Source organism: Streptomyces bugieae, from assembly GCF_036352915.1.
Taxonomy (GTDB): domain Bacteria; phylum Actinomycetota; class Actinomycetes; order Streptomycetales; family Streptomycetaceae; genus Streptomyces; species Streptomyces endophytica.
Genome location: NZ_JAZBJP010000006.1, coordinates 69,973 through 89,380, shown reverse-complemented (window position 1 = coordinate 89,380; position 19,408 = coordinate 69,973). Strand labels below are relative to the sequence as shown.

Here is a 19,408-nt window from a genome sequence, read left to right as displayed (position 1 = left end):
GCATTTGGCGGTGGCCTGGTGGCTGTTCCGGAAGCGGGACCATGGGAGTGTTGAGGCCCAGGGGTAGGCGGTGGAGTTGGAGGCGGAAGGCGGTCGGTCCCGCGGTACGCGGCCGCGGAACCGATCGCCTTTCCAGGGGCGTCAGTTGGTGACCGTCTGGAGGGTGGAGCCGCTCGACGGGGCGAAGCTGACGTCGCCGTTGTAGTTGCCGGTGACCAGGTGTGTCCCCTTCGGCAGGGGGTTGAACTGTGCGCTGGCCCGGCCGTTGACCAGGGTGACGACCTGCGGGGTGCGCCCGGTGATGGCGAGGGCGACGGTGCCGGTGGGGGTGCCCGTCCCGGGGGACACCGCGGTGACCGTCGCGGTGACGGTCACCGTGTCGCCCGTCGACGAAGGGTTCGGCGCGGAGACCACGACAGTGGAGGTGGTGGCCCGGTTGACGGTCTGGGGGTCGGTGCCGGTCGACGCGGCGAAGCTGGCGTCCCCGCCGTAGGCGGCCGAGATGGTGAACGGGCTGCCCGTGGTGCTGTTGTAGGTGTGGGTGATCGTGGCGATCCCGCCGGACACCGGTGCGGTGGCGGGGGCGGTGCCGTCGCCGAAGGTGAAGGTGACGGTGCCGGTGGGGGTGCCGGACGTGGCGGACACGGTCGCCCTGATGGTGACCGGTTGGCCGGACACGGAGGGGTCGGGGGTCGAGGTCACCGTGGTGGTGGTCGGGACCTTGCTGAGTGTCTGGGTGTCGGTGCCGGTGGAGGTCGTGAAGTTGGTGTCGCCGTTGTAGGTGGCGGTGACGGTGAACGGGCTGCCGGTGCGGGTGGTCCAGGTGTGGGTGACGGTGGCGACGCCGCCGGACACCGGTGCGGTGGCGGAGGCGGTGCCGTCGCCGAAGGTGAAGGTGACGGTGCCGGTGGGGGTGCCGGCCCCGGGGGCGACCGGCACCACCGTGGCGGTGAGGGTGACGCTCTGCCCGGCTCCCGACGGGTCGGGAGCGGAGGTCACGGTGGTGGTGGTCGCGGCCTTGTTGACTGTCTGGGCGTCGGTGCCGCTCGACGTCGCGTAGTTGGTGTCGCCGTTGTAGCCGGCCGTGACGGTGAACGGACTGCCGGAGGTCCCGGCGTAGGTGTGGGTGAGGGTGGCGACCCCGCCGGAGAGGGGGGCGGTGGCCGTGCCCGTGCCGTCCCCGAAGGAGAAGGTCACCGTGCCGGTCGGGGTGCCCGCCCCGGGAGCCTGCGCGTCGACCGTGGCCGTCAGGGTGACGCTCTGTCCGGCGACGGAGGGGTCGGGGGCGGAGGTCACGGTGGTGGTGGTCGCGGCCCGGTTCACCGTCTGGATGTCGGTGCCGGTGGAGGCTGTGTAGTTGGTGTCGCCGTTGTAGGTGGCGGTGACGGTGAATGGGCTGCCGGTGCGGGTGGTCCAGGTGTGGGTGACGGTGGCGACGCCGCCGGACAGGGTGGCGGTGGCCGGGCCCGTGCCGTCGCCGAAGGTGAAGGTCACGGTGCCGGTGGGGGTGCCCGTTCCCGGGGCGACCGGCGCCACCGTAGCGGTGAGGGTGACGAGTTGGCCCACCACACCGGGGTCGGGTGCGGAGGCCAGCGACGTCGTGGTGGCGGCCTTGCCGACGGTCTGGGTGTCGGTGCCGTGGGACGTCGTGTAGTTGGTGTCGCCGTTGTACGTGCCGGTGAGGGTGTGGGGGCTCCCTGAGGTGCCGGTGTAGGTGTGGGTGACGGTGGCGATACCGCCGGAGAGGGTGGCCGTGGCGGGGCTCGTCCCGTCGCCGAAGTCGAAGGTGACCGTGCCGGTCGGGGTGCCGGTGCCGGGGGCGATCGGGGTCACCGTGGCGGTGAGGGTGGTGGGTTGGCCGACCACGGTGGGGTCGGGGGAGGAGACCACTGCGGTGGTGGTGGCGGCCTTGCCGACGGTCTGGGTGTCGGTGCCGGTCGACGTCGTGTAGTTGGTGTCGCCGCTGTAGGTGCCGGTGAACGTGTAGGGGCTCCCGGACGCGGTGGTGTAGGTGTGCGTGGTGGTGGCCAGGCCGTTGCTGAGGGGCGCGGTCACCGTGGGGCTGCCGTCGCCGAAGTCGAAGGTGACCGTGCCGGTCGGGGTGCCGGTGCCGGGGGCGGCCGGGGTCACCGTGGCGGTGAGGGTGGTGGGTTGGCCGGCCACGGTGGGGTCGGGGGAGGAGACCACTGCGGTGGTGGTGGCGGCCTTGCCGACGGTCTGGGTGTCGGTGCCGGCCGACACGGTGAAGCTGGTGTCCCCGTTGTAGCTCGCCGTCGCGGTGTACGGCCCGCCCTCGCTGGAGTAGGTGTGGCCGATCCGGGCCACCCCGCCGGACAGCGCCGCCGACGCGGCCGGGGTGCCGTCGCCGAAGTCGAAGGTGACGCTGCCGGTCGGCACGCCGGCCCCGGGACCGACCGGCGCCACCGTCGCGGTGAGGGTCACCGGTTGACCGGTCACCGAGGGGTCCGGGGTGGTGGCCAGCGTGGTGGTGGTCGCCGCCGGCAGCACGGTCTGGGTGTCGGCGCCCGAGGACGAGCTGAAGTTGGCGTCGCCGCCGTACCGGGCGGTGATGCCGTACGGGCTGCCGTTGGCCCGGGTGTAGGTGTGTACGACGGTCACCACGCCGCCGGCCAGCGGTGCCGTGACGGCCGCCGTGCCGTCCCCGAAGTCGAAGGTCACGGTGCCGGTCGGCACCCCGCCGCCGTTCGGCGTCGGGGCCACGGTGGCGGTGAAGGTCACCGGCTGGCCGGTGACCGTGGGGTCGGGCGAGGAAGTCACCGTCGTCGAGGTGGTGGCGGCGCTGGCCGTCACGGCGTGCGACGCGGTGGCGGTGGCGGTGGTGAAGTCGGGGTCCCCGCTGTAGGACGCGGTGACCTGGTACGGGCTGCCCGACGTGGTTGCGTAGGCGTGGTCGGTCGTCGCGACCCCGCCCAGGACCGGGGTGGTGACCGGCGCGGTGCCGTCGCCGAAGTCGAAGGTGACGGTCCCGGTGGGGGTGCCCGCGCCCGGAGGAACCGCGGAGACCCGCGCGGTGAAGGTGACGTTCTGCCCCGCGGTGGACGGGGCCGGGGAGGAGAACAGCGTCATCGTCGCGGTCACCGGGCCCACGGTCTGGGTGTCGGTGCCGGTGGACGCGTCGAAGTCGCCGTCGTCGTTGTCGTGGTAGGTGGCGGTCAGCGCGTAGGGGCTGCCGGCGGTGGTGGTCCAGGTGTGCGGGGTGGTCGCGGTGCCGCCGGTCAGCGGCACGGTGACCGAGGGGGTGCCGTCGCCGAAGGCGAAGGTGACGGTGCCGGTGGGGGTGCCCGCGCCCGGGGCGACCGGCGCCACGGTGGCGGTGAGGTCGACGGACCGGCCGGGCACCGAGGGGTCGGGGGAGGAGGCCAGGGTGGTGAGGGTGGCCGCCGGGGTGACGGTCTGGGTGCCGGTGCCGCTCGACGCGGTGAACCCGGCGTCCCCGCCGTAGGTGGCGGTGACGGGGAAGGGGCTGCCGGCGGTGGTGGTCCAGGTGTGCGGGACGGAGGCGGTGCCGCCGGTCAGCGGCACCGCCACCGGTGCGCTGCCGTCGCCGAAGGCGAACGTCACGGTCCCGGTCGGCGTCCCGGCGCCCGGTGCCACCGCCGTGACGGTGGCGGTCACCGTCACCGGCTGCCCGGACACCGACGGGTCGGGCGAGGAGTCGACCACCGTCGTCGTCAACGACGGCTGCACGGTGTGGCTTTCGACCCCCGCCGAGGCGGTGAAGTCGTCGTCGCCGCTGTAGTGGGCGGTGACCGTGTACGGGCCGGCCGCCCCCGTGAAGGTGTGCGTGGTCGTCGCCCAGCCCCGGGACACGGGCGCGACGACCGGTGCGGTGCCGTCGCCGAAGTCGAAGGTGACCGTCCCGGTCGGTACCCCGGCGCCCGGCGAATCCGGCGTCACCCGGGCGAAGAACGACACCTGACCGCCGGTCACCGACGGCTCCGGGAGGTCGGTGAGGGTGGTGGTGGTCGTGCCCGGGCCGACGGTCAGGGTGCTGGCACCGCCGGACGCGGTGAAGTCGGCGTCGCCGTTGTAGGTGGCGGTCAGGGTGTAGGGGCTTCCGGCGGTGGTGGCCCAGGCGTGGCTGGTGGTCGCCGTGCCGTTCGTCAGGGGGGCGGTGACCGAGGGGGAGCCGTCGCCGAAGTCGAAGGAGACGGTGCCGGTCGGGGTGCCGCCGCCGGGGGCGACCGCCGCGACCGTCGCGGTGACGGCGACCGGCTGGCCGGGCACCGCCGGGTTCGGGACGGCGGCGATCGAGGTGGTGCTCGCGGCCGCGGTCACGGTGTGCGCGGCGGTCGCCGTGGTGGGCCCGAAGTCGGCGTCCCCGCCGTAGGACGCGGTGACGACGTACGGGCTGCCGGCGGCGCCGGCCCAGGTGTGGGTGACGGTCGCCGCCCCGCCGACGAGCGGCACCGCGACCGGTGCGGTGCCGTCGCCGAAGTCCACGATGACGGTGCCGGTCGGGGTGCCGTCGCCCGGCGCGGTCGGGGTGACCGTCGCGGTCACGGTGACCGGCTGGCCGGAGACCGAGGTGTCCGGCCCCATGGTGATCACCACGCCGGACGCCGCCCGGCCGACGGCGTGGCCGGTGGCGCCGGCGGAGGCGGTGAAGTCGGGGGCGCCGCCGTAGGCCGCGGTGATGGTGTAGGGGCTGCCGGTGGTGCCGGCGAAGGCGTGCTGGGCGGTGGCCAGCCCAGCCACCACGGGCACCGCGACCGGTGTGGTGCCGTCGCCGAAGTCGAACGCCAGGGTGCCGGTCGGGGTGCCGGCGCCCGGCGCCACCGGTGCGACCGTCGCGGTGAAGGTGACCGGCTGGCCGGCGACCGACGGCTCCGGCCCGTCGGCGACCGTGGTCGTGGTGGCGGCCGGCAGGACCGTCTGGGTGGCGCCGGCCACCGCGGTGGTGAAGTCGCCGCTGCCGTTGTAGACGGCGCTGATTGCGTAGGGGCTGCCGAGGCTGCTGGTCCAGGCGTGGGTGAACAGCGCGGAGCCGCCGGTCAGCGCAGCTGTGGCGGGGGGCGTGCCGTCGCCGAAGTCGACGGTGACGGTGCCGGTCGGCACCCCCGCTCCAGGCGGCACCGCCGCGGCCGTCACCGCGACGGTCACCGGCTCGCCCACCACCGACGGGCCCGCGCCGGCGGTGACCGTGAGGGTGGCCGCGGTCTGCACCACGGTCTGTGTGATGGTGACCGTGGAGGACTGGAAGTCGACGGTGCCGTGGTAGGTGGCCGTGACGGTGTAGGGGCTGCCTCCGGTGGTGGTGTACGCGTGCACCACGGTCGCCAGTCCGGCCACCGTGGCGGTGGTCACGGGCGGGGAACCGTCGCCGAAGTCGAAGGTGACCGTGCCGGTCGGGTCCCCCGTCGCCGGGGCGATCGTGGAGACCGCCGCGGTCAGGGTGACCGGCTGGCCCACCGACGACGGATGGGGCGAGGCGACCACCGTGGTGGTGGTGGCTGCGGCGTTCACCGTCTGGGTGTCGGTGCCGGAGGAACCGGTGAAGTTGGTGTCGCCGTTGTAGGCGGCGGTGACGGTGTAGGGGCTGCCGGCGGTGCTGGTGTACGGGTGGACGGCGACCGCGGTGCCGTCGGCGACCGGTGCCCGGACCGCCTGTGAGCCGTCGCCGAAGTCGAAGGTGACATACCCGGTGGGGGTGCCGGCGCCGGCCGCGGCGGACGTGACGGTCGCCGTGAAGGTGACCGGTTCGCCGGTCGTCGAGGGGTCCGGCGCGGACACCAGCGTCGTCGAACCGGCCCGGTCGACGGTCTGGGTGTCCAGCCCGGACGACCCCGCGAAGTCGGCGTCGCCACTGTAGACCGCGGTCACCGAGTAGGCGCCGGCGGCGGAGTAGGCGTGGGTGGCCGTCGCCGTACCGCCGGCCAGCGGTACCGCGACCGCCGGGGAGCCGTCGCCGAACTCGAAGGTGACGCTGCCGGTCGGGGCGCCCGAGGCGGGCGGGACCACCGCGACCGCCGCGGTGAAGGTCACCGTCCCGCCGACGTCCGACGGGTCGGGCGACGAGCTGACCGTCGTGGAGGTGGTCGAGACGCTCGTCGCCACGCTCTGCACGGCCGTGCCGACCGAGGCCATGAAGTCCCCGTCCCCGGCGTAGGACGCGGTGACCGTGTAGGGGCTGCCCGCGGTGCTGGTCCAGGCGTGGGTCACGGTGGCCAGATTGCCCAAGACCGGTGCGGTGACGGTCGGGGAGCCGTCCCCGAAGTCGAAGGTGACCGACCCCGTGGGGGCACCGGCGCCCGGCGGCACCGGCGTCACCCGCGCGATCAGCGTCACGGTCTGGCCCACCGCCGAGGGCGAGGCCGACGAGGTCACCGCGGTGGTGGTCGCGGCCGGTGCCACGGTGTGCACGAGGGTGTCGTCCGACGGGGCGAAGTTACCGTCGCCGCTGTAGTGGGCGGCGATGGTGTAGGGGCTGTTGGCGGCGCTGGCGTAGACGTGGGTGACGGTGGCCGAGCCGTCGACCAGCCGGGCGGTGAGGACCGGACTGCCGTCGCCGAAGTCCAAGGTGGCCTCGCCGGTCGGAATGCCGGCACCGGGTGCGACGGGGGAGACGGTGACCGTCACCGCTTCACCGGTCACCGACGGGTCGGGCGCGGCGGTGACGGTGGTGACGGTGGCCGACTGCTCCACGCTGTGCAGCGAACTCCCGCGGGATTCGGTGAAGTTGGTGTCGCCGCCGTAGCTGACGGTCACCGCGTACGGGCTCTGCGAGGCGTTGGTGTAGGCGTAGGTGGTGCTGGCGGTGCCTCCGGTCAGGGGCACCGTGACCGGTGTACTGCCGTCGCCGAAGTCGAAGGTGACGGTGCCGGTCGGGATGACCGAGGACGCCGGGACGCCCTGCACGGTGGCGCTGAAGGCGACGGTCTGTCCGGTCACCGACGGAGCCGGTGTCGCGCTGACCGTCGTCATCGAGACGGCCTTGACGACCACCTGACTGTCCGCCCCCGCCGAGGGGTTGAAGTTGTCGTCGCCGCTGTACGTCGCCGCGACCGTGTACGGACTGTCCGACACCTCGGGGTTGGTGTGGCTCACGGTCGCCGTACCGCCCGCGACCGGCGCCGTCACCGGCGGGCTGTCGTCGCTGAACTCGAAGGTCACGGTGCCCGTGGGCGAACCGGCGGCCGACGTCTCGGGGGTGATTTTGGCGACGAAGGTCGTCGACTGGCCCACCGGCGAGGGGTCGGGCACCGACGTCAGGGCCGTGGTGGTGTCGGCCGGCTCGACGGTGTGGTCGTCGGTGCCGCTGGACGCGGTGAAGTCGGCACTGCCCTGGTAGGTGGCGGTGACGTGGTAGGGGGTCTCCGCGGCGGCGCCGTAGACGTGAGTGGTCTGCGCGGTGCCGCCGGTGAGGGCCGCGGTGACGGTGGGGGTGCCGTCGCCGAAGTCGAAGGTGACCGTCCCGGCGGGGGTGCCCGCGCCGGGCGCAACGGTGGTGACCGCCGCGCTGAACGTCACCTCCTGCCCCACGGTGGAGGGGTCGGGCGCGGAGACCACGGCGGTGGTGGTGCCGGCCGGCTGCACCGCCAGGACGACGGTCTGCACGGACGCGGTGACGTCGGCGTCGCCGTTGTACGTGACGGTGACGGTGTAGGGGCTCTGCGCGGCACCGGCGTAGCTGTGCGAGGTGGCGGCGGCCCCGTCGGTGAGGGGGGTGGTGACGGTGGGGGTGCCGTCGCCGAAGTCGAAGGTGACCGTCCCGGTGGGGGTGGCCGCGCCGGGCGGGCTGGCGGTGACCGTCGCCCCGAATGTCACCGGCTCGCCCACCGTCGAGGGATCGGGCGTCACGGTGACCGCGGTCGTCGAGGAGGCCGGGCCCACGGTCTGGGTGGCCGCCCCCGTCGAGGGGGCGATGTCGCCGTCGCCGCTGTAGGTGACGGTGACGATGTACGGGGTGGCGGACGCGTCGGCGTAGGCGTGGTCGACGGACGCCGTCCCGCCCGTCAGCGGGGTGGTGACGGTGGGGGTGCCGTCGCCGAAGTCGAAGGTCGCGCTGCCGGTGGGGGTGCCCGCACCGGGCGGGACGGCGGTGACCGTCGCGGTGGCGGTGACCGGCTGGCCGGCCACGGTCGGGTTCGGGGCGACGCTCACGCCGACGGCGGAGGCGGCCTGTTGGACGGTCTGGGTGTCGGTGCCCGTCGAGGCGGCGAAGTCGGCGTCCCCGCTGTAGGCGGCGGTGATCGCATAGGGCGTCTCGGCGGCGTCGGGGTAGGTGTGACCGACCGTGGCGGCGCCGCCGGCCAGCGGGGCGGTGACGGTGGGGGAGCCGTCGCCGAAGTCGAAGGTCACCGCCCCGGTCGGCGCCCCGTCCCCCGGCGGTACGGGAGCCACCCGCGCGACGAGGGTGACGGACTGCCCGGCCAGCGACGGATCGGGGGCGGACCGCACGGAGGTGGTGGTCGAGGCCGCCCCGACCACCTGGGTTGTGGTGCCGGTGGACGCGGTGAAGAAGACGTCGCCGCCGTAGGAGGCGGTGACCTGGTAGGGGGTCTCGGCGGCGTCGGTGTAGGTGTGGCTGACCGTGGCGGTGCCGTCGGTGAGGGCCGCCGGCACGGGTGCCGAGCCGTCGCCGAAGTCGAAGGTGACGGTGCCCGACGGGGTACCGGTGGTGGACGGAACCCCCGTCACCACCGCGGTGAAGGCGACCGCTTGCCCCACCACGGAGGGCGCCGGCGCGGAGCTGACAGTGGTCCGGGTGGACGCCTGGTAGCCGTAGCCGCCGCGCACGGTCACACTGCCACCCGGCGTGGTGATGACGAGGTCGGCCGGGCCCGGCGTGCCCGGCGGCGTCACCACCAGGAGCAGGGTGTCGGAGAACGCCCGGAACGACACCGCGGGCACCCCGTCGACGGTGACCGCGGTGGCCCGGCTGAGGCCGGTGCCGCTCACCACCAGGGTGGTGCCGCCCCCGATCGGTCCGGTGCTCGGGCTGACGCCGGTCACCGAGGGCGCCGCGACGTAGGTGTAGAGCAGCTGGTTGCTCACCCCGCCCAGGGTGGTCACGGAGACCGGGACGGTGCCGGGGCCCGCGACGGGCGGAGCGGTCACCAGCAGCTGGCTGTCGGAGACCGCGGTGGGGAAGGCCACCGCGTCTCCGAAGCGCACCAGCAGCGCGGTGTGCAGGTTGACGCCCACCAGCTCCACCACATTGCCTCCGCCGACCGGGCCGGTGGTGGGCATCAGCCGCGAAATGCTGGGCCAGTACAGGTAGAAGAAGTATCCGATGCGGGCGCTGCCGCCGGGAGTGGTGACGGTGACCGGGACCGCGCCGGTGCCCGAGGGCGTCACCGCCACGATGGTCCGGTCGTCGAGCACGGAAAAGCTCGCCGCCCGCCGGGTGCCGAAGTACACCGCGGTGGTGCCGGTGAAGCGGCGCCCGACGATGGTCACCAACGTGCCGCCGCTGTACGGGCCCTGGTCGGGGAAGACCCCGGACAGGCTCTGCAGACCGGGCGCCGCGGCCCGGCCGGTGAGGTCGGTCCGCCGCAGCGACGCCAATGCGGCGGCCGGCCGGTTCAGCAGCCCGGGCAGGCCGTGCAGCAGGGCGCCGATGTCGAGCGCCCGCGGCAGATCGGCGCGGTCCGCGGAGGTTCGCAGCACCAACTGGTCGGCCGCGCCCCGCACGGCGAGCGGCACCGGTGCGTTCAGGGTGGGCACGACCTTGCGGGAGGCCGGGTCGATGACCGCGAGGCAGTTCCCGTCCCGGTCGGTGATCAGAAAAGCCCCGTTCGGGCGCTCCGGCGTCAGCATGCGACCGTCCTCGCCCGGGTCATCGCTCCGGTGACCACATCGACGCCTCCCCCTGGGCGTCCCTCCATGGGAGGCGCGGTGGTCAGTGCCGGGAGCCGGCAGCCTCTGACGACCACGGCCACGACCGCGCGGCGCAGGCCGGTGAGGGACACGGGGCGAACCTGACGGACTGCATGCATGACGGCTCCAGGCCAGCTCACGGGCCTGTCGCACCGCTCGGCGCACGCGGGGTGCCGAACGGCCCTGACCTGCATGCCTCAACGGAGGAGCGCGCTCGGGATGCCTCGTCAGCACGAGGCACCGAAAAGGGCAGGACGCCTTCCACTCCCCCGGAAAGGATGGGCGGCCCGCCGGAATCGGACGGTGTCAGTAACCCATTCCGGTGACGGCGGTGGCAACACTCCGCGTTCGGTGTCACTCGAACGGACCAGTGCATCAAGATGATGCGCGGCACGATGTCTGGGCTTCGGAGCTGGAGGGGGTGCTGCTGCGGATCGGTCACCGGTTCGGCCGGGGCGATCTGCGGCGGCGGATGCGGGACTACGTGCGCGGGCTGCTCGGCAAGAAGGGCACGACTTCGGCCGGCGTGCAGCGGCAGTACTCGGGCACGGGCGGGACGTACAGAGAACTGCCAGGTCGCGGCGTTCGCGGCCGATGCCTCGACGCGGGGCCGCACCCTGGCCGACCGGCAGCTGTACCTGCCGAAGTCCTGGACGTCCGACCGGACCGGTGCCGGGCGGCAGGGACGCCTGACGGCCTGGCGTTCGCCCCTCATCTGCCTGGGGCGACTACGCGCCGCATTCTCAAACGATCACTGAGTCGGATCAGTCGTCGAAGGACTTGAGGAAGTGGAAGGCGGCGATGGTAAGTCCTTCGCGCATGTAGAAGCGGTGGGCCTGGGTGCGCTGGGTGCCCGAGTCCAGCTCCAGCGAGTGACAGCGCAGTTCGCGGGCGCGTTCTTCGAGGTGCGCCAGGAGTGCGTGCCCCACCCCGCCCGAGCGCGCGGCCGTGGCGACGACCAGATCGTCCACATAAAGAGAGCGCAGCGCGACGGTGTTGACAACGATCCGCCATCCCGCCACCCCCAGGCAGGCACCGTCGTCATCGAAGGCCGCCAGGAACCGCAGTCCTTGCCCGTACCCCTCCTCGTACACGCTGTGGAACAGCTCGGGAGTCAGATGCGGGCGGAGTTCCTGCAGGACCGGGAGAACGCTGCCCAGGCGCGGGTCACCAGGCTCCAGGTCAAAGACCTTCACGCGATCAGCAATAGGCATCAGCGAGGTGGCTCCGCTCTGAAGTCATTCCTAAGGTCGCGCCGTGATCCTTACGGCGAGAACTAATCCTACAACTTGCCGGAGTCATATGGTTCTTCGTTGCCTTCACCGTCCACAACGACGATCTCACTCGTCACGGTCGCTCCGGCACTCGGGCACTCGGGCACTCGGGCGCTCCGGAACCTCCGGAGCCCTCGAGCCCCGCACGTCCACTTTTGGGCGCGGCTGTACACCCAGGGTCGATAGCCGCACGAGCGCAGCCGGTGAGTGGATAAGTCGGGCGGTGACGGCCAGAGCTGCGGCTTGGTCCTGCGCACTCCGGTGGCGTGCCGGAGTTTGTGTACGAAGTTGTTGTCGAGGCGCGCCTGGCATAGACGTGCCTCCCATGTTGTGGACGTTGGGTTCGGCAAAGGACCTGTGGACCTGTGTCTCCCGCCTTGGATCGGTCGTGTCGGGGCGGGAGGGGTTGGGGGCTGAGGAACATCGGAACGAAAACCGGCGCTAAGCCCTCGTCGTCCCCGGTGGGCGGCAGATGGTTCGCCGACGGCGGGCCCGGTCTGAAGTCGTCTCCCAGATAACACCCCAATGTCTGCGGTAACTTGATCCGTCACCTGCGGGAGACGTTCTCCGGCCGCTACATGAAGCGGCCCTGTTATCTGTGGCAAGAGGGAAGCGGTGCCCGCCGTCGTACAGCTGCCGACCGGGAAGGCTCTCACCGTCCGGATGGCGGCCGACGTCTTCCTGGACTCGCTCGGCAACCCGAACGATCCGCAACTACGGGATCGGGGTGGGCAAGACCGCCGAGCGGCTCGGCGAGGCCCGGCCGCTCGCCTCGGTCGCGGACGACGAGATCGGCGAGACCCTCGAACTGCTCTGGGGTACCTCCGCGGTGAACACCTGGAGCTCGCGCCGAGCCGCGGTGCTGTCCTGACTCGGCTGGTGTGGCGAGCGCGGCTACGACGGCCCCGCCGTCCCGGCCCGGCGCGGCCTGAAGGCGGTCGCCGGCGCTTGCGGGGTTCGGGGCGTCTACACGATCTGGAAGTTGGCCATCATGGCCATGTCCTCGTGTTCGAGGTTGTGGCAGTGGACCATGTAGCGGCCGCGGTAGCCGTCGAAGCGGGCCAGGACGTCGACCACCTCGTACGGGCGGACGTCCACGGTGTCCTTCCATCCGGCGTCGCTCGCTCGCGGAGGTCTGCCTCCTCGGGCGAGGACCTGGAAGTGGGCGAGATGGACGTGGACCGGGTGGTGGAAGTCGCTGCTGAACCGCCAGCGTTCGACGGTGCCCAGGCGGGGTGAGGCCAGCGTGGTGGCGGTGCCGAAGGGGCGGCCGTTGATGGTCCACATCTGCTGGTCATCGCCTCCCTCCGTACGGCGGAAGTCGAAGCGGCGCACGGCCACCGCATCGTTCGAGGACAGCGTTTCCATCCGGGGCAGCCGGGCCGGCACGGTGCTGTCGTCCTTCTCCCGGCGGACGATGCAGAAGCGCATGACCTGACGCATGCTCCTCTCGCCGAGGGTGTTGACCAGGGTGACCTGGCTGCCGACCGGGTAGGCGGAGAAGTCGACGATGACGTCCATGCGTTCGGCCGGGGCCAGGGTGAGGTTGGCGAGTCGCTGTGGGGTGGCGAGCAGGCCGGCGTCGCTGCCGATCCGGGTGAACGTGCCCCGCCCTCCTGATTCCACCTCTAGCGCGAGTTGGTAGCGGCGGGCGTTCGAGGCGTTCAGCAGCCGCAGGCGGTAGCGGGTGCCCGAGACCTCAAGCACAGGCCAGGGAGCGCCGTTGACGAGCTGTACGTCGCCCAGCACCCCGTCCATGAAGGCGTCGTGGACACCGGGCGTACCCGTGCAGGTGGGATCGAGGGCGGGGTAGCGGAAGGTGCCGTCGGCGTCGAAGGCCCGGTCGCAGAGCATCAGCGGGATGTCCCGTTGACCGCGGGGCAGCGGAAGGGCGTCCTCTTCATCGTCGCGGACGAGGAAGAAGCCGGCGAGGCCGCGCCATACCTGCGGGGCGCTGAAGTCCATGCGGTGGTCGTGGTACCAGAGCGTGGCGGCCCGCTGGTTCAGCGGGTACTCGTACGTCCGGTAGCCCTCACGTACGTTCCAGTCGGACGGCGCCACGTGCATGGCGTGACCGTTGCGCTGGGTCTCAAGGAGGTCTTTACGCCGGCCTGGGGTGCAGCCGAGCGGCAGGAGCAGGTCGGTGGGGTAGCCGTCGGAGTCCGGCGGGGTGACGCCTCCGTGCAGGTGGGTGGCGGTCGGTACGGGCAGTGTGTTGAGGACGCGCACGGTCGAGGGGCGGCCGGTGCGGGCGGTGAAGGTGGGGCCGGGGAAGAGCCCGTCGTACCCCCATACGCGGGTCTTGAGGCCGGGCAGGATTTCGATGTCCGCTTCGCGCTGAACGAGGTCGTACAGGTCCCGGCCGTCATCGGTGGATGCGGGCCGGGCCACGGGCGGGATCGGGAGCGGCACGGTGAAGGGTTCGGGCAGGGCGGCGGCGCTGGTGAGGATGCGGCCGGTGGTGGGGCCGGCCAACTGCGCGTAGCCGGTGGTGCCGAGGGTCAGGGCCGCGCCGCTGCCCGCGAGCAGGCCCAGCATGCGTCGGCGGGAGATCTGCGGCGTCACCGGCCCTCCTCCGGGACGGGCCGGGGCCGGGGCTGGTACGTGAAGGCCCAGCAGGTCAGCGCGGCAGCGGTGCCGAAGATGGCCATGCCGAGCGGGATGTGCCCGGCCAGGATCCGCGCGTGTCCGAGTGCCTGCTGGCCGCCGACCAGTACGAGCAATCACCCGGTGGCCGCGATCGGCCAGCGCGGCCCCTGGACGCGCCATCGGATCAGAACGGCGGCGAGGACCAGGACCAGGGCGAGGGCGGCCAGGACCTGAGCGTTCGCGTCGTGCCAGGCCAGCAGTTCCACATCCCCCGTGACGAACAGCCCGGCCAGCGCCGCCTGGGCCAGCGTGCCGAGCAGGAAAGCGGCGGCGGCACCGCGCATGAGTGCGAGGGGCCGGCTCGACGTGGCGGTGCCGGCGCTCATGAGCCGGCTCCGGCCAGGATGCGCTCGTACGCCTGGTGGCCGTCCTCGACGCCCAGGAAGATGTCCTTGATCGTCAGGTACCCCTGGCTGATGAGCGGGGTGTCCCGCAGCTCCTCGACGAGGAAGTAGTACGCCTGCAGGTCCTCGGTCTCCAGCAGGGCGAAGTCGCTGAACTGGGTCTGGAAGGCCTCGGCGTCGAAGAACCGCATCCGCACCCGGTCCGCGTACCGCGCTGCGATCGGGCCGATGTGGGCGTCCTTCAGGCGGCGTCGCTCGGCCCGGTCCAACGCCAGCCACTGCGGCGAGAACGAATACCCAAGGATGATCATGTACGGCATGGCGAGAGTCCCCCAACAACAGCTAACGGCGTTCACTTACGGGGTAAGCTACAGCTAACAGTGTTAGCAAAGTCAAGGGCGGTCCGGAATCCGGGCCGCCGCAGGCAGGAAGAGCAGGAGCAGTCGATGGCAGAACAGCCGCCCAACCGACGCGCTCGCATGCGCGAGCAGACCGCGGCGGAGATCGTGCGCACGGCCCGGGCCCTGCTCGCCGCGGAAGGGCCCGGCGCGCTCACGCTGCGGGCCACGGCCCGCGAACTCGGCATGGCCGCCCCCAGCCTCTATCGCTACTACCCCGACCACCGCGCCCTGGTCCAGGCCGTCGTCGCCGACCTCTACCTCGATCTCGCGCGCGCCCTGGAAGCCGCCCGCGACCGCGACCCAGGCGCGCCAACCGGACAGAAGCTGGCTGCCGCCGCCCGTGAGCTGCGTACGTGGGTCCTGGGCCACCGCCGCGAGTTCAGCCTCCTGTTCGGCAAGCCCGTCGCGGACGCGGGCACCGCGCCGCAGGACCCGTCCCACGAGGCGAGCTGGCGCTTCGGCGGGGTCTTCCTCGGTCTCATGACGCAGCTGTGGAAGGAAGACGTGATCCCCCCGCCGGCGGGCGGGCGCGGCGAGACGGCCTGGCTGGAACAGCTGGAGGAGCTGCGCGAGCACCTCACCGAGGACGTGCCCCTCCCGGTGCTGCGCGTCTTCATCGAGGCGTGGGTGAGGCTCTACGGGATCGTCTCGATGGAAGCCTTCGGGCACCTCGACTTCGCCCTCGCCGACCCCGAACCCCTCTTCGAGCAGACCCTGTACGAGGTCCTGGCCTTCCTCGGGGCCACGTGGGAATGACTGCCGCGTAGCCGCGCGGTCCCGACTAAAGCGGGCGGTCTGCGCGGGTGAGCCCGCTCAGGCGGGACAGGGCGGCGAAGCCGTCCTCCGTGCCCGGCCAGTGCGCGCGTACCGCTTCGATCCCCGCGCGCCGTACGACACTGCGCAGGACGAAGGCGACGATGATCGCGTCGTCCGCGTAGCCGATGACGGGCAGGAAGTCGGGGATCAGGTCGATCGGGCTGGCCAGGTAGACCATCAGCAGCGCCAGCCGGACCCGCACCCCGCGCGGCATCGTCTTGTCGCCGGCGAGCCGCTTGAGCAGCCGCAGCAGGTCGGGCAGCAGCCGCAGCGCCTCGCCCAGCAAGGCGCCCTTCGGACGGATCAGCAGCAGGACGATCAGCAGCGCCAGCCACGCGAACAACAGGCCGTCGCCGATCCCGATCAGAATGTCCCACCACATGCGCGCACTTCCCTACGCCGATCAGTCCAGAGCCCGCCGTCGCGCCGAGCCGGGCAGCTCGCTGCGGTCTCAAGGGACGCACGGGTCGGCGGGCAGGGCCGCCTCCTCGAACGCCGCCGGCTACCGCCCTGACTATCACGTCGTAGGCGCGGACCGCTCCGGTGTGGATGGAGCCGACGATCCGCAGGATGTCCTCCCAGTGCCGCTCGATCCTGGCCAGGTCGACCCGGCCGCGAGCTGCGTCCTGGAAGGCCCCGTAGTCGGCAGTGCGGTCGATGCGCCACATCTTCTGGTCCGGCAGGTCCGCCAGCTGCGGCGCGTACGTGAATCCGGCGAGCGTGAGCAGGCCGAAGACGATGTCGGGGTACGACGCAGTGTCGGTGACGATCATCTCCGGGCGCTTGCCGCCGTCGCGGTCGTAGAGGATGTCCAGCACGTACAGCGAGTCGCGCGGTGCGCCAGCCACGACCTTCCCGCCGAGCCCGGCGGCCTGGTCGTTGATCATGTTGAGCCAGGTGGCGCCGCCGCGGCGGCCGAAGTACTTCGGGTTCGGCCGCGCGTACACGCTCGGCACCGGGACGACGAACCGTATCCCGTCGACCGAGGCGACGACGCCGCCGCCCCACGCGCTCGTGAGGCTGATGGACGCCTGGTGCTCGATCAGTGTGACGTTCGCGGCCCGGTAGGTCGCGAGGCGCAGGTAGGTCTGGTCGACGTGACTCAGCCGTCCGTACTTCAGCGCGTCGATCCCGCCGATCACGGGGGTGTAGCCGACGTTGCAGCCGCGGGCGACCAGGAGCGCGGCGATCGTGACGTGCAGGTCCTTCAGCCGCGCCTCGCCGCCGGTGACCGACGTGACCGCCTGGTCGGCGCCGGTCCAGGAGAACACCTCCAACAGGACCTCAGGCAGGTCCACGCGGGGCAGCATTGCGTTCACCGCGGCCCGCAGGTCCAGCAGCGAGGCCGGTTCGAGTTCCGGCTCCAGCGCGGCCAAGTGCAGCCGCCCGTCGTCGTCGAAGACGATCTGCGCGTTGTCCGGTAGGCGCCCGGCGACCTCCCGGTACGTTCCGTCCAGCAGCGCGGCCTGGGTCGCCAAGTGCTTGCCCGCATCCCCGGGGAGCCCGAGGGAGGCCAGCACGGTGGGCCTGGCCTGCTCCCACGCCGCTCCGGAAAGCAGCTTCGCCCGAGGATCGCCCCACTTGGAGGAGTTCTTCGCGAACACCTCCCGCCAGCGCAGCATCCGATGGAACTGCTCCAGCACACAGAAGATGTACGCCTTCCAGTCCACCGTGCCCGGCTCCAGGTGCGGCGCCGAGAGCACCAGGCGCTGCCACGAGCCGACCACGACTGCCGAAGTTCAGCCCCCCGCAGAAGCCCAGGTCAAAACCCGCACGGAGACCCCACGGGCTTAGCGCCGGTATTCGTTCCGATGTTCCTCAGCCCCCGGTTGCTCAATGTCGGCTGGCGTATATCCGGGGTAGGGCGCGGCCTGTGTTGGTGAAGGCGGGGTGGTCCGCCGGCTTGCGGTGTCGGTAAGACGAACGCGTATGGGCCAGCACTCGTTGCAGGAGTTCTGGCGGGTGTCCGGTCAGGAGTGCGCGACGGCCGAGGCGGGGATTGCCGAACCAGTTCGGCGAGCCGGTGAGGAAGCCGTGCAGGTAGCTGGATTTGAGGTGGTTGGCACGGGCCGAGCGCCGCAAGAGCCCGAGGAAACCCCCTGTGAAGGCCTCGAGGGAGACCCAGGCGAAGACCCTGGGGAAACCCCCGGTGATGACGCACCGGGGCCCTCGGAGAAGGAGGCCCCGCCAACTCCCGTGCACCCCTGGGAACTTCATCCACCCGCCAGTAGCATCCGGCCGGCCAGTAGCACGCCGCCCAGCAGCCATCCTCGAAAGGGGCTCCTGCATGCGCTTGACCTCCCGCGTCGCGCCCGCCGTCCTCGCCGTGGCCGCTCTCCTGCTCGGCGTCCTCCCCGCGCAGGCCCAGGCCCACCCCGACCGCGCCCCCGACCGCGCCCCCGACCGGGTCACGGTCGGTAACCGCACTTTCATCGCCGACGACCAGGGCCGCGCGCTCCAGTGGCGCGGCTTCAACCTCGCCGACAAGAGCAGCCGAGGCACCAACGCGTTCGCCGACATCCACGAGAGCGACCTCAAAGACATGGCCGGCCGGGGCTTCAACCTCGCGCGCCTCGCCTTCTTCTGGGACGACCTCGAACCCACCCCCGGGCACTACGACCGCGGCTACCTCACCAAGATGCGCCGCATTCTCGACTGGGCCAACCGCTACCACATCAAGGTCATCCTCGACGCCCACCAGGACGTATACGGCCCCCACTTCGGCTCCCGTGGCATCCCCAAGTGGGCCACCCGCGACGAGGGGTTACCGTTCACGCCGATACCCGACGACTGGTTCTCCGAGTACTTCGAGCCATCCGTACAGACCGCCTTTGACCACCTGTACAAGGACGCCGACCTCCGCGCCGCGCACGCTCGCATGTGGATGACGGTCGCCTCCGCCCTGGGCAGGCACCCGGCGCTGCTCGGCTACGACCTGATGAATGAGCCGTTCGCGAAGTTCCTCGAAGGCGAAGACCTCCCCGCCGCCGCGGCCCGCTTCGAGGCCACCGAGCTCACCGAGCTGTGGAACCGCCTTGCCCGGGCGATCCGCCTGGTCGACCACAGGTCCTGGGTATTCGTCGAACCAACTGTCATCGTCGGTCTCGGCGTCCCCACCCGGATGGGGCACATCGACGACCCGCACGCCGGCTACGCGCCGCACTTCTACGAGACCGCGATGGAAACCGGCGCCGACTACGACCCCAACGGCACCTTCATCCCCGCCTACGAGGCCGCGATCAGCGACTACCCGACCCGTCACCGCATGCCGGTGATCGTGGGGGAGTGGGGCGGCAACCCCTACGTTCCGCACGCAAGCCAGTTCGTCACCGACATGACGGCCTCCCTGGACCGCTTCTCCAGTGGCTGGACGTGGTGGCAGTGGTGCCGGGGCGGCGGCTACTGCTTCCTCGACCAGACGGGCGCCGCGAAGCCCAACGCCCAACTGCTCGTGCAGCCGTACGCGCGGGCCGTCGCGGGCGACCCGCTCAAGTACGCGTACGACCCGGCTACCCGCACCTACACGCTCAGCTTCCGCACCCGCGACAACGCAAAGGGGCCCACCCGGATCACCGTGCCCAGGGACACGTACCCATGCGGCTATCGCGTCGATATCCAAGGCAGCCAGGCCAGTTGGGACGGCCACGGCCAGACCGTCAGCGTGAGCACCCACGGCAGGGCCGGGGCCACCTACAGGGTCACGATCAGCCCGAGGTAGCCCACCCGACCCGCTCAGTACGTGTTTTTGATCCCCGGTTCCGAGTAGCCTTGGCTCCTACGCTGGCTTGGTGTTCAAGGACACCGGGCGGGCCGGGGAGTGGAACTGTCGGGTTTGTGGCGAACGGCTTCGGCCGGGTGCCCGACCTGATGCGTCGTTCTGTTCTTCGGCATGTCGTGCCAGGCAGTGGCGTACGGAACGGCGGTTGCGGAAGCGGCTGGCGGCCGTGCAGGGCGGTGGCGGCGAGGTCGAGTGTCCCGAGTGCGGGGCTCGTTGGGTCGCCCGCGCGATCTTCCCCGCCCACAGCGCCGCGTCCACGAACGGCCGACGTTTGTACTGCTCGACCAGCTCTCTCAGATGCTC

General features: G+C 71.9%; 9 protein-coding genes and 3 pseudogenes. 4 read left to right on the top strand and 8 right to left on the bottom strand.

Going from position 1 to position 19,408, the window contains the following annotated elements; translation table 11 throughout:
- Window positions 1-141: 141 nt before the first annotated feature.
- Entirely contained in the window at window positions 142-9,783 is a 9,642-nt protein-coding gene (locus V2J85_RS14510; protein ID WP_330821808.1) for an Ig-like domain repeat protein, read from the bottom strand.
- Window positions 9,784-10,213: 430 nt separating this feature from the next.
- Here V2J85_RS14510 and V2J85_RS14505 point away from each other — a divergent pair.
- Window positions 10,214-10,552: pseudogene (locus tag V2J85_RS14505) on the top strand (transposase); the annotation flags it as partial.
- A gap of 55 nt (window positions 10,553-10,607) precedes the next feature.
- Here V2J85_RS14505 and V2J85_RS14500 read toward each other — a convergent pair.
- Window positions 10,608-11,039 carry a GNAT family N-acetyltransferase gene (locus V2J85_RS14500; RefSeq protein ID WP_330821807.1) on the bottom strand — a complete coding sequence of 144 codons (432 nt, stop codon included), beginning with the start codon at window positions 11,037-11,039 and terminating at the stop codon, window positions 10,608-10,610.
- Window positions 11,040-11,732: 693 nt separating this feature from the next.
- Here V2J85_RS14500 and V2J85_RS14495 point away from each other — a divergent pair.
- Window positions 11,733-11,985, top strand: a pseudogene (locus tag V2J85_RS14495) (site-specific integrase); the annotation flags it as partial.
- A 98-nt stretch (window positions 11,986-12,083) separates the two neighbouring features.
- Here the strand turns inward: V2J85_RS14495 and V2J85_RS14490 are convergent.
- Genes V2J85_RS14490 through V2J85_RS14475 form a run of 4 tightly spaced genes read right to left on the bottom strand, consistent with a single transcriptional unit; the run spans window position 12,084 to window position 14,430 of the window.
- The gene (locus V2J85_RS14490; protein ID WP_330821806.1) at window positions 12,084-13,682 is read right to left on the bottom strand and encodes a multicopper oxidase family protein; all 1,599 of its coding nucleotides are present in this window, start codon (window positions 13,680-13,682) and stop codon (window positions 12,084-12,086) included.
- Window positions 13,679-13,840 carry a hypothetical protein gene (locus V2J85_RS14485; protein WP_330821805.1) on the bottom strand — a complete coding sequence of 54 codons (162 nt, stop codon included), beginning with the start codon at window positions 13,838-13,840 and terminating at the stop codon, window positions 13,679-13,681. The genes V2J85_RS14490 and V2J85_RS14485 overlap by 4 nt, the downstream gene beginning before the upstream one ends.
- Complete coding sequence (locus V2J85_RS14480; protein WP_330821804.1) at window positions 13,841-14,092, bottom strand: hypothetical protein; 252 nt, start codon at window positions 14,090-14,092, stop codon at window positions 13,841-13,843.
- Window positions 14,089-14,430: a darcynin family protein gene (locus V2J85_RS14475; RefSeq protein WP_330821803.1), complete on the bottom strand. Its 342-nt coding sequence runs from the start codon at window positions 14,428-14,430 to the stop codon at window positions 14,089-14,091. The genes V2J85_RS14480 and V2J85_RS14475 overlap by 4 nt, the downstream gene beginning before the upstream one ends.
- A 126-nt stretch (window positions 14,431-14,556) precedes the next feature.
- Between V2J85_RS14475 and V2J85_RS14470 the strand changes: the two genes are divergently transcribed.
- Window positions 14,557-15,267 carry a TetR/AcrR family transcriptional regulator gene (locus tag V2J85_RS14470; protein WP_330821802.1) on the top strand — a complete coding sequence of 237 codons (711 nt, stop codon included), beginning with the start codon at window positions 14,557-14,559 and terminating at the stop codon, window positions 15,265-15,267.
- A gap of 25 nt (window positions 15,268-15,292) precedes the next feature.
- Here the strand turns inward: V2J85_RS14470 and V2J85_RS14465 are convergent, their stop codons facing one another.
- On the bottom strand, window positions 15,293-15,709 hold the full coding sequence (locus V2J85_RS14465) for a YkvA family protein (protein ID WP_330821801.1): 417 nt from the start codon (window positions 15,707-15,709) through the stop codon (window positions 15,293-15,295).
- Window positions 15,710-15,842: 133 nt separating this feature from the next.
- A pseudogene (locus V2J85_RS41320) lies at window positions 15,843-17,051 on the bottom strand (Tn3 family transposase); the annotation flags it as partial.
- A 563-nt stretch (window positions 17,052-17,614) separates the two neighbouring features.
- Between V2J85_RS41320 and V2J85_RS14455 the strand changes: the two are divergent.
- Window positions 17,615-19,045: a cellulase family glycosylhydrolase gene (locus V2J85_RS14455; RefSeq protein ID WP_330821800.1), complete on the top strand. Its 1,431-nt coding sequence runs from the start codon at window positions 17,615-17,617 to the stop codon at window positions 19,043-19,045.
- The last annotated feature ends 363 nt before the right edge of the window (window positions 19,046-19,408 follow it).